2 tRNA genes and 3 rRNA genes are annotated in these 5,593 nt (G+C 48.3%); all 5 read left to right on the top strand.

The features are described from left to right. Positions 1-178: 178 nt before the first annotated feature. Positions 179-1,716: ribosomal RNA gene (locus tag ACLBWE_RS19060) — 16S ribosomal RNA — on the top strand. Between the two features lie 59 nt (positions 1,717-1,775). Next, positions 1,776-1,852, top strand: a tRNA-Ile gene (locus ACLBWE_RS19055). Positions 1,853-1,908: 56 nt separating this feature from the next. Next, positions 1,909-1,984: transfer RNA gene (locus tag ACLBWE_RS19050), tRNA-Ala, on the top strand. Between the two features lie 370 nt (positions 1,985-2,354). Next, positions 2,355-5,248: ribosomal RNA gene (locus ACLBWE_RS19045) — 23S ribosomal RNA — on the top strand. Positions 5,249-5,430: 182 nt separating this feature from the next. After that, positions 5,431-5,545 (top strand): 5S ribosomal RNA (gene rrf / locus ACLBWE_RS19040). Together the 16S, 23S and 5S rRNA genes with 2 tRNA genes alongside form the textbook arrangement of a ribosomal RNA operon. Positions 5,546-5,593: the final 48 nt, after the last annotated feature.

Below are 5,593 nucleotides of genomic sequence, written 5' to 3'. Positions count from 1 at the left end.
AAGATCATTAAGAGATTATGAAGAACAACTTGTGTGGATTTTTACTGATTGATTGATCGAAATATTATCATTGATTGATTGGTTTAAATTACTCGAAGTTTATTTGAGCGAAATTTAAGTCAGAAAATTGATGAGCCAGAATTGGCACCTTGTCTTTAATAAGGTGCAAAATGATTTTTAACTGAAGAGTTTGATCATGGCTCAGATTGAACGCTGGCGGCAGGCTTAACACATGCAAGTCGAGCGGAGTGATGGTGCTTGCACTATCACTTAGCGGCGGACGGGTGAGTAATGCTTAGGAATCTGCCTATTAGTGGGGGACAACATTTCGAAAGGAATGCTAATACCGCATACGTCCTACGGGAGAAAGCAGGGGATCTTCGGACCTTGCGCTAATAGATGAGCCTAAGTCGGATTAGCTAGTTGGTGGGGTAAAGGCCTACCAAGGCGACGATCTGTAGCGGGTCTGAGAGGATGATCCGCCACACTGGGACTGAGACACGGCCCAGACTCCTACGGGAGGCAGCAGTGGGGAATATTGGACAATGGGCGCAAGCCTGATCCAGCCATGCCGCGTGTGTGAAGAAGGCCTTATGGTTGTAAAGCACTTTAAGCGAGGAGGAGGCTACTGAAGTTAATACCTTCAGATAGTGGACGTTACTCGCAGAATAAGCACCGGCTAACTCTGTGCCAGCAGCCGCGGTAATACAGAGGGTGCAAGCGTTAATCGGATTTACTGGGCGTAAAGCGCGCGTAGGCGGCTAATTAAGTCAAATGTGAAATCCCCGAGCTTAACTTGGGAATTGCATTCGATACTGGTTAGCTAGAGTGTGGGAGAGGATGGTAGAATTCCAGGTGTAGCGGTGAAATGCGTAGAGATCTGGAGGAATACCGATGGCGAAGGCAGCCATCTGGCCTAACACTGACGCTGAGGTGCGAAAGCATGGGGAGCAAACAGGATTAGATACCCTGGTAGTCCATGCCGTAAACGATGTCTACTAGCCGTTGGGGCCTTTGAGGCTTTAGTGGCGCAGCTAACGCGATAAGTAGACCGCCTGGGGAGTACGGTCGCAAGACTAAAACTCAAATGAATTGACGGGGGCCCGCACAAGCGGTGGAGCATGTGGTTTAATTCGATGCAACGCGAAGAACCTTACCTGGCCTTGACATAGTAAGAACTTTCCAGAGATGGATTGGTGCCTTCGGGAACTTACATACAGGTGCTGCATGGCTGTCGTCAGCTCGTGTCGTGAGATGTTGGGTTAAGTCCCGCAACGAGCGCAACCCTTTTCCTTATTTGCCAGCGAGTAATGTCGGGAACTTTAAGGATACTGCCAGTGACAAACTGGAGGAAGGCGGGGACGACGTCAAGTCATCATGGCCCTTACGGCCAGGGCTACACACGTGCTACAATGGTCGGTACAAAGGGTTGCTACCTAGCGATAGGATGCTAATCTCAAAAAGCCGATCGTAGTCCGGATTGGAGTCTGCAACTCGACTCCATGAAGTCGGAATCGCTAGTAATCGCGGATCAGAATGCCGCGGTGAATACGTTCCCGGGCCTTGTACACACCGCCCGTCACACCATGGGAGTTTGTTGCACCAGAAGTAGGTAGTCTAACCGCAAGGAGGACGCTTACCACGGTGTGGCCGATGACTGGGGTGAAGTCGTAACAAGGTAGCCGTAGGGGAACCTGCGGCTGGATCACCTCCTTAACGAAAGATTGACGATTGGTAAGAATCCACAACAAGTTGTTCTTCATAGATGTATCTGAGGGTCTGTAGCTCAGTTGGTTAGAGCACACGCTTGATAAGCGTGGGGTCACAAGTTCAAGTCTTGTCAGACCCACCATGACTTTGACTGGTTGAAGTTATAGAAAAGAAGATACATAACTGATGATGTAAGCTGGGGACTTAGCTTAGTTGGTAGAGCGCCTGCTTTGCACGCAGGAGGTCAGGAGTTCGACTCTCCTAGTCTCCACCAGAACTTAAGAGAAGTTCGGATTACAGAAATTAGTAAATAAAGATTTAGATCTTGGTTTATTAACTTCTGTGATTTAAGTATCACGGTATTAAGCATGACCTGACGAAGGCATGTTTATTCATTAACAGATTGGCAAAATTGAGTCTGAAATAAATTGTTCACTCAATAATGAAAAGAGAAGAAGTAATTCTGATCTTGGAATTAATTGAGAACTAGCAAATTAACTGAATCAAGCGTTTTGGTATATGAATTAGATTGAAGCTGTACAGTGTTTAAATACACAGTACTTCAAACTGTAAGAGATTGATGAGGAATCATTGATCATGTCTTATTACTCCTTGTAGGTAATAACGACTGTTTGGGGTTGTATAGTCAAGTAATTAAGTGCATGTGGTGGATGCCTTGGCAGTCAGAGGCGATGAAAGACGTAATAGCCTGCGATAAGCTCCGGGGAGGCGGCAAATATCCTTTGATCCGGAGATTTCTGAATGGGGGAACCCACCTACTTTAAGGTAGGTATTGCAACATGAATACATAGTGTTGCAAGGCGAACGAGGGGAAGTGAAACATCTCAGTACCCTTAGGAAAAGAAATCAATTGAGATTCCCTTAGTAGCGGCGAGCGAACGGGGATCAGCCCATTAAGTTATGTGTGTTTTAGTGGAACGCTCTGGGAAGTGCGAACGTAGAGGGTGATATTCCCGTACACGAAAGGGCACACATAATGATGACGAGTAGGGCGAGGCACGTGAAACCTTGTCTGAATATGGGGGGACCATCCTCCAAGGCTAAATACTCCTGACTGACCGATAGTGAACCAGTACCGTGAGGGAAAGGCGAAAAGAACCCCTGTGAGGGGAGTGAAATAGATCCTGAAACCGCATGCATACAAGCAGTGGGAGCCGACTTGTTCGGTGACTGCGTACCTTTTGTATAATGGGTCAGCGACTTATATTCAGTAGCGAGGTTAACCGTATAGGGGAGCCGTAGAGAAATCGAGTCTTAATAGGGCGTTTAGTTGCTGGGTATAGACCCGAAACCAGGCGATCTATCCATGAGCAGGTTGAAGGTTGGGTAACACTAACTGGAGGACCGAACCCACTGTCGTTGAAAAGCCAGGGGATGACTTGTGGATAGGGGTGAAAGGCTAATCAAGCCTGGTGATAGCTGGTTCTCCCCGAAAGCTATTTAGGTAGCGCCTCGGACGAATACCATAGGGGGTAGAGCACTGTTTCGGCTAGGGGGTCATCCCGACTTACCAAACCGATGCAAACTCCGAATACCTATGAGTACTATCCGGGAGACAGACTGCGGGTGCTAACGTCCGTAGTCAAGAGGAAAACAATCCAGACCGCCAGCTAAGGCCCCAAAATCATAGTTAAGTGGGAAACGATGTGGGAAGGCATAGACAGCTAGGAGGTTGGCTTAGAAGCAGCCACCCTTTAAAGAAAGCGTAATAGCTCACTAGTCGAGTCGGCCTGCGCGGAAGATGTAACGGGGCTAAAACTATGTGCCGAAGCTGCGGATTTGACTTTTAAGTCAAGTGGTAGGGGAGCGTTCTGTAAGCCGATGAAGGTGTATTGAGAAGTATGCTGGAGGTATCAGAAGTGCGAATGCTGACGTGAGTAACGACAAAACGGGTGAAAAACCCGTTCGCCGAAAGACCAAGGGTTCCAGTCCAACGTTAATCGGGGCTGGGTGAGTCGACCCCTAAGGCGAGGCCGAAAGGCGTAGTCGATGGGAAATTGGTTAATATTCCAATACTTCTGTGTAATGCGATGAGAGGACGGAGAAGGTTAAGTCAGCCTGGCGTTGGTTGTCCAGGTGAAAGGAAGTAGGCATGCATCTTAGGCAAATCCGGGGTGCTCTATGCTGAGATCTGATAGCAAGCTGTACTTGTACAGCGAAGTGGCTGATACCATGCTTCCAGGAAAAGTCTCTAAGCTTCAGTTACACAGGAATCGTACCCTAAACCGACACAGGTGGTCAGGTCGAGTAGACCAAGGCGCTTGAGAGAACTCTGCTGAAGGAACTAGGCAAAATGGTACCGTAACTTCGGGAGAAGGTACGCTGTTGTTGGTGATGGAACTTGCTTCCTGAGCTGATGACAGCCACAGAAACCAGGCCGCTGCAACTGTTTATTAAAAACATAGCACTCTGCAAACACGAAAGTGGACGTATAGGGTGTGATGCCTGCCCGGTGCTGGAAGGTTAATTGATGGGGTTAGCGTAAGCGAAGCTCTTGATCGAAGCCCCAGTAAACGGCGGCCGTAACTATAACGGTCCTAAGGTAGCGAAATTCCTTGTCGGGTAAGTTCCGACCTGCACGAATGGCATAATGATGGCGGCGCTGTCTCCAGCAGAGGCTCAGTGAAATCGAAATCGCTGTGAAGATGCAGTGTACCCGCGGCTAGACGGAAAGACCCCGTGAACCTTTACTGCAGCTTGACATTGAACTTTGACCTTACTTGTGTAGGATAGGTGGGAGGCTTTGAAGTTGGAACGCTAGTTCCAATGGAGCCGTCCTTGAAATACCACCCTGGTAATGTTGAGGTTCTAACTCTGCCCCGTAATCCGGGGCGAGGACCATGTCTGGTGGGTAGTTTGACTGGGGCGGTCTCCTCCTAAAGAGTAACGGAGGAGTACGAAGGTGCGCTCAGCGTGGTCGGAAATCACGCGTAGAGTATAAAGGCAAAAGCGCGCTTAACTGCGAGACCCACAAGTCGAGCAGGTACGAAAGTAGGTCTTAGTGATCCGGTGGTTCTGTATGGAAGGGCCATCGCTCAACGGATAAAAGGTACTCTGGGGATAACAGGCTGATACCGCCCAAGAGTTCATATCGACGGCGGTGTTTGGCACCTCGATGTCGGCTCATCTCATCCTGGGGCTGAAGCAGGTCCCAAGGGTATGGCTGTTCGCCATTTAAAGAGGTACGCGAGCTGGGTTTAGAACGTCGTGAGACAGTTCGGTCCCTATCTACCGTGGGCGCTGGAAATTTGAGAGGATCTGCTCCTAGTACGAGAGGACCAGAGTGGACGAACCTCTGGTGTACCGGTTGTGACGCCAGTCGCATCGCCGGGTAGCTATGTTCGGAAGGGATAACCGCTGAAAGCATCTAAGCGGGAAGCCTACCTCAAGATAAGATTTCCCTAGGACTTTATGTCCTCTAAAGAGCCGTTCGAGACTAGGACGTTGATAGGTTGGATGTGGAAGCATAGTGATATGTGAAGCTGACCAATACTAATTGCTCGTGAGGCTTGACTATACAACACCCAAGCAGTTGTATATAAAGCATCAATCGATTCATTAATATGCAAAGCAACTTGATTTAGTTATACGCTTAGCTAAAATGAACAAAATAAAGTAAGACTCAATCAGCCCATCTGTAAAGATTTGGAAAACGCATCGGCAACCAATAAGACCAATGCAAGTATCCATACCAGTTGTGCTGGCGACCATAGCAAGAGTGAACCACCTGATCCCTTCCCGAACTCAGAAGTGAAACCTCTTAGCGCTGATGGTAGTGTGGGGTTTCCCATGTGAGAGTAAGTCATCGCCAGCTCATTATTCTAAACACCCTCAACTTAACAGTTGAGGGTGTTTTTTTATG

The sequence above is a fragment of the Acinetobacter sp. M5A5_2a genome (genome assembly GCF_053345265.1).
This window is presented reverse-complemented; position numbering and strand designations above follow the sequence as displayed.